Consider the following 6531-nt stretch of genomic DNA (forward strand, 5'->3'; position numbering starts at 1 on the left):
GAACCAGACCCCGCGCCGACCCCCGCCATCGTCGTCACCTCGCCGGGCGGCGAGCACACCCTCCTGCAGACCGTCGGCGGCCACGAGCCGCCCCCGCTCGTCCGCTTCGCCGCGCCGAGGGACACCGTCGCCCACGCCCAGGCCGTCGCGGCGATTCCGCGCGCCGTCGGCTGGAAGACCTTCGTCGCGCACTCGGAGCACGGAGCGGTCTTCGACGGCGAGCGCACCATCGGCGGCCGCGAGCTCGGTGACCGGCTGGGTGTCGGGCACGAGGATTTCGCGGGCGTCGTCATGGTGGTCTGCGACGCGGCCGCCGATCTGACCGCCGGTCCCGCGGCCGCCCTGCACGAGGCCTCCGACCGCTCCGTTCCGGTCCTGGCGCCGACCGGCGAGGCGATGATCGGCCCCGACGGCGACGTGCTGTCCGGCACCTGGCGCGTCAACGAGGACAACCAGACCGAGCCCAACGCCGTCGGCGACTGGGTCCTGTGGCGGGACGGCGTCGCCACGCGCCTCGGCACGTCCTCGCTGATGACGGCGCTGGCCGCGATCGGCGTGCCGCACCTGGCGGGCGGCACGCCCCCCGAGCGCCCCGTCGGCTTCCTGCACACGCTCACCCCGGACCAGAGCAGCATGCTGAACGACATGGGCTACCGCCTGTACCGCCCGGTCGCCCCGACGCGCGCCCCCGAAACCGTGCCCGCAGAATCCGCGCGGCCCGAAGCCACGGGGTCGGAGCCCGCGCCTCCGCCGCAAGCGCTGCCCGAACGCGGACTGTCCGCAGAGTCCTTCTACAGATCCCTGCACGCCATCGCCGGCACCCAGATCAACGCCCGCTTCCCGTCCCCGCCGTCCGTGAACGCCCTGCGCCGAGCCGTCCGCGACGCCGTCGCCGCCGACCTCGACCGCCCCGACTCCCGCTACCGGCACCTCATCACCGGCACCCGCTCCACCGCCGACGTCCTCACCCTCCTGGACGACGGCACCACCTGGACCCACCAGCACGATCTCCTCGTCCCGCACGTCGCCGCCGACCTGTTCACCCTCGACCTCGGCGTCCTCGGCGGGCAGGGAGTCCCCGAGGCGGTCGGCGACCCCACCGGCCGGCGGCGCGGCGACGACAACCGCGGCGACCCCTTCCTCCTGGTCCACGTCGGCGACCGCTACTACGGCGCCGTCCCGGACCAGCACGCGCAGGCCGACTCGGGGCGGGCCGCCCGCGAACTGCACCCGCAGCGCGAGCGCGGCGACCAGACCCCCTGGACCAGGGACCTCACCCCCAGGGAGACCGACCGCGTCAACCAGACCGCCGCTGACGTCCCGCTCCCCCCGCAGAACGCCCGCGTGGCCGACGGGCTGCGGCTGCGGGCCGTCCAGGACCGGGTCGCGGACCGCGCGAACCCCGAGCGGGACCACGCAGCGGCCGCCGAGCAACTCAGGACCCAGATCCGCGAGGCCCTCGACGCCTGGGACACCCCGGCGGCCCGGGACACCCTCCGGCGCGTCGACGAGCTGGATCGGACCCGCGCCGCGTACCACGAAGCCGCCGGCGACTTCGACCGCCGCCTCGCCGCCCACCAGACCTCCTTCCTCGACGCCGAGCGCCTCCGCCCGGCCCCGGAGCGACCCGCCACGAACCAACCCGCGGGCGCCGCCCCGGCACCGGCGCGGCCCCGCCTCGATCCGCAGCGGGCCCGCGACGCCGCCGCCGTCATGGCCGAGAACGACATCCACGGCCGGATCACCACGGCGCGCGACGACGCTTCTCGACCGCTCCCGCCCGAAGGCCTGGGGGCCCGCCTCCGACAGATCCACGAGCAGGCCACCGAGGCCGGACAGGTCCGGAACTCGGAATCCCCCGACGACGCCCGCGATAGGGCCCACAACGCGGCGATCGAAGCCGCCATGAACGATCCCGGCATGGCCGACCACCTCGACCGGCTCGCGCGCGCCGACGAACGGTATACCAGGGCCCAGAACAACCGGGCCGTCGTCGACCAGGCCCGGGAACACGGAGCCGCCGAACACAGCCGCTACGCGGAACCGGTCCTGGAGCTGCTGCGCACCGAGGCCAGGGCGGTCGCCGAATGGCGGATCCGCCAGGAGAACGCCCTGGTCGAGCTGGAGCGCGGCCGCCAGCAGCACTTCCTGCCGCCCGGCGTCGGCGAGGTGCCCGAGAAGGGCGCCCGGGCGCAGTTCCCGATGGGACGCCGCGGCCGCTTCGTCCGGCTCGGCACGGTCCGGACGTCCGACCACGAAGGCTTGGCCGACCAGGCCGTCCGGGCGGCGCCGCCGGGGCTGCCGCCGAACCGGCACGACGACCTGCGCGCGGCGGTCCGGACCTTCCTGGGGCGGTACGGCGAGCACGAGTACGTGACCCGCCTGCTGGATCAGGGTGTCGAGCTGACCGTCGGCCCGCCCGCCGACCGGCACCAGGTGACGCTGTCGGTGAACCCCGGGGACACCCGTCTGGCTCATCAGGCCTCTGCCGCCGGGCTGCCGGAGGCCCACCTCGGCGAGAAGATGCACCAGGCGGTCGAGGCCGACCACGAATCCACCTCCGGCGGCGGCCGCACGGTGGGCTCCAGCCGGACGCTGGGCGTCACCGGCGACGTGACCACCGCCTTCGGCAACGTGCCGAACGGCGTGTTCTCCGCGAAGCTCGGCCTCGGGATCAGCGCCGGGAGCACGAAGTCCGACTCCTTCAACGAGGCCGCCGTCTCGGCCACCAAACGCCTGTTCAAGCTCAGCGGAGACCTGGTCTACTTCGACATCCCCGGCGCGGCGCTGTCCGCGACCGTCCGCTCGATCACCGGGGAGCACCCCGGCCGGCGCAGCACGCAGACCCTTCCGAACACGACCATGAGGCTGTCCTTCCCCAAGGAGCTGACGCCGACCAGAGACGCGACCGAGAGAAGCGCGCTCCCGCACAGGCCGCACCGGATGGGGGACCCGATCGGCGTGGACCTGAAGGCGCTGGCCGCCGAACAGGCGCCGAACGGTCCGCACCACCAGGCCGCCGAGCGCGCCGCCGCCGTCCAGCACCACTTCTTCAACCAGGCGGAGTCGGTCGCGGGTCTGGCACCGGTGCGGAACGACACCCTGGCGCTGCTCCACGACTTCCGGGACGAGCACGGGGTGCTGGACCAGAACCTCGTCGACGGCGTCACCTACTACACCGGCGAGGCCTCGGTCCTGCGCATGTTCGGCGACATCAGCGGCGGCGGGTCGACCTCGCCGATGTTCTCCAGCAAGGACGGCACGCAGCAGATCCATCTGACGATGGAGGCCAAGCTGCGCACCGCGCAGCCGGTGAGCATCGGCGACGTCGGGCTCAAGGAGGAGAGCCAGCGGTTCGTCAACTTCGGCGAGAACACGTCGGAGGGCGGCTCGGTGACGCTGACCCTGCCCACCGTCTCGTTCGGGCACAGCTTCGGCGCTGCGGGCACGCCCGGGGCCACCCACAGCGCGTCCGTCAACGGAAACGTGTCGGCCACGTCGTCGGCCGGCCGCACCACCAACGCCAACACCGGCTCCGGGCACATCAGCGGCCTGGTCTACAACGGCAACAGCGTGCTCTACCGGGCGACCTTCCACATGTCCGTGGAAGTCGCCCTCAACGACGGCGGACCGCGGCAGACCCGGCAGGTGCGCGGGGGCGGTGTCCCACCCATGGCCGTGAACCGGCAGCGGCCGCACGAGCCCCGGTCGACGGGCCGGGACGTCACGGTCTTCCTGCGCGTGCCGGAACATCAGCAGGACCGGTTCCAGGAGATGCTCGCCGACCGCGCGTCGCTCACACCGGAGGCGAACCCCGCGTACCGGAACCAGACCGACCACGAAGTCGAGCCGCTGGACCCGAACCAGGCCCCGGTCCGGACCGAAGCCCAGCAGATGAGCCGGCCGAGCGGTGCCGAGGCGCGCCGGGAGGCCGAGGACGCGGCGCGCGCGGCGAAGTGGCAGGCGGACGCGGCCAAGCGCGCGACGGCGCACTACCCGCCGCAGGCGCTGGCCGTGGGCCGGGGCACCGGTTTCAGCGCGATCGACCACCTGGCCGGCGGTGAGCAGGTGATGCCGCAGCTGGTGCGGTTGATCCACCAGGCCGACGCCCCGCAGGCCTGGGCGCGGCCGTGGACGCCGATGGAGACCGCGCATCTGCGGACTCAGTTGGCGTCCCGGTACACCCGCGAGGGTTTGATCAACTGGGGTACCGCGCTGTTCCAGGACGGCGGCGTCCGCATGCGGCTGTTCCGGCCGGCGCGGGAGGGCGTCGAGGTCATCACGGTGCGGGTCAGCGCCCGGCTGGAGACGGCGGACCCGCAGCCGGGGCAGGGCGGGCATGCGCAAGCGCAGGCAGCCACCGGGCAGCCAGGGCATGCCCAAACAGCCAACGCACCGGGGCAGCCGCCGTCGGTCCCCCTCATCACCCCGCTGGCCTCGGGCCGCCACAGCACCGCCAAGCTCGAGATCATGCCGTCGGCCTTCGCCGGCAACGGCGGGAACGACAACGTGGGCGCCGGCTGGGGTGCGTCCCTCGGGGCGTCCGCGACCTTCGGGCTCGGCACCTCCAGGCCGGACCGCACCCTCGGCGCAGGCCTCAACTACGGCTACAGCCAGGACTTCTCCAAGCAGCTCAACGTCGGAGCATCCGGATTCATGCTGGAGGCGATCCTCTACGACGGCGCCGTCCGGCACTTCGACTACCACGTCGCCTTCGACCTCGAAGTCGACACGCACCACCAGCGCGGGCTCAGCGGGGTGGAGTCGGCCCTGCCGCTGGGGAACGCCGCCCTGAACGCGATCAACCGCGGGGCCCGGCGTCTGGGCGGGGGAGGGGGCGCCGCCGCCCAGGCCGTCCCGCCGCCGCCGGCTCGGGGCCCGCTGCTCCACACCATCGGCGGCGGCCGGGTCCGCTTCGTCTTCGTCGAGGACCTGACGCCGACGGTGCCCTTCGCACCCGGGGCGCTGGACCACGTGGGCCGCGTGGACGCCGTCACCCACACACCCACACTGCGCCCGCTCGCGCTGCGCACCGGCCTGGCCCGGCTGGTCCGCTCGACCCCGGTGATCACCCCGCCCCGGGTCCAGCCGCACCTGGCCGGCTCGGGGCACGCCCCGCTGCACCTCGACGACCAGGTCACCGACGTGCTCGGCGGCGGACGCCTGGCGCAGGAGATGGTCGGGCTGCTGAACCAGCTCGGCGTCCCGGAATCGGTCTACCGCGACACGCCGTGGATGATGACGAGTACTGAGACGCTGGCCGCCTCGCAGGTGCGCGGCCCGTCCGAGATCCGGCAGACCCTGGTGGTCGGCGGGAACTTCTCCGACCAGCGGGTCGACATCACGCTCACCGGCTTCCCGCACAACCTGGGCGAGGGCGTGACCAGGGACAACAGCCCGGTGAAGATCTTCCAGATGCACGTGTCGGAGGGCAACGGCCAGGTCGGCTCCGTCTCGAAGACGACGACCACACACGGCCTGACCGGCTCGGTCAACCTCGGGTTCCAGGACCGCGACAACGTGTCCAGCTCCTTGGGATGGTCGTTCGGCTACGCGAAGTCGAAGTCGGCCGCCCGCACCGACTCGCTCACCCCGACGACCGGCCGGCTGACCCAGGGCGACCGTCCCTACCGCGAACGCACCGCGGACATGCTGTGGCGCATCTCGGTCGTCAAGCGCAAAGAGAACATGCTGCAGAACTCCGTCATCGGCTTCGAACCACAGCAGGCGCACGCGCTGCTGAACGTGGTCCAGGGCATCACCTTCCTGCGGCAGGTCGATCCCTTCGCGGACATCCGCGACCTGGACCCCGGCCGCTTCCCCGCGCCGCCCGCGGGTACGCCCCCGCGTCTGGAAACCACCGTGCCACGGGCCCCGGCGCATCAGCCGTTCACCACCTACGGTCCCGGCAACGGCCACAGCGCCGCGCACACCGTCCCGGCGATGACCGACGTCCCCGGCGGCATCCGGACCGTGCCGAAGGTTCCGCTGATCGGTGGGCCGGCGGTGACCGACCGGCTGATGCCCGCGGTGCGGACGCCGGTCCCGGGCCAGCGGACGCCGTTCGAGGTCACCGGCGAGGGCAACCCGGTGCTCGGCGCCGTCCACCAGCTGTTGCGGGACCACGCCCCGGGGCAGCTCGACGACAGCTGGACGGTGCTGGAGGCGCACGGCTCGCACCAGCCCGGCGGCGGCCCCGACATGGACCCCGCGCGCCGGACCCCGGCCAAGCTCAGCAACCTGCTCAACCCCGGCTCGCTGGGCGCTCTCAGCGACCTGATGCTCGGCCCGGGCCTGATCCTGGGCGGGACGCGGTCGGTGGCGCTGGGCCACGAGCGGGTGCAGATCGTGCTGCGGGCCACCCGCGACCCGAACAACCGCGGCTACGCCTTCCTGGAGCACGTCGACAGCGCGAACGTGTCGCGGTACACGTTCCGCCTCAACGCCTCCGACGAGTTCTCCGTGAGCAAGACCACGAAGTTCACCTACGGGATGAACACCGGTCCGGCGGCAGGGATCTCGCCCGAGCAC

General features: G+C 73.3%; 1 pseudogene. It reads left to right on the forward strand.

Annotated elements, in window-relative coordinates:
* Positions 1 to 6531 (forward strand): annotated as a pseudogene (locus GWK61_RS51820) (hypothetical protein); the annotation flags it as partial.

This window comes from Catenulispora rubra (assembly GCF_015356825.1).
GTDB lineage: Bacteria > Actinomycetota > Actinomycetes > Streptomycetales > Catenulisporaceae > Catenulispora > Catenulispora rubra.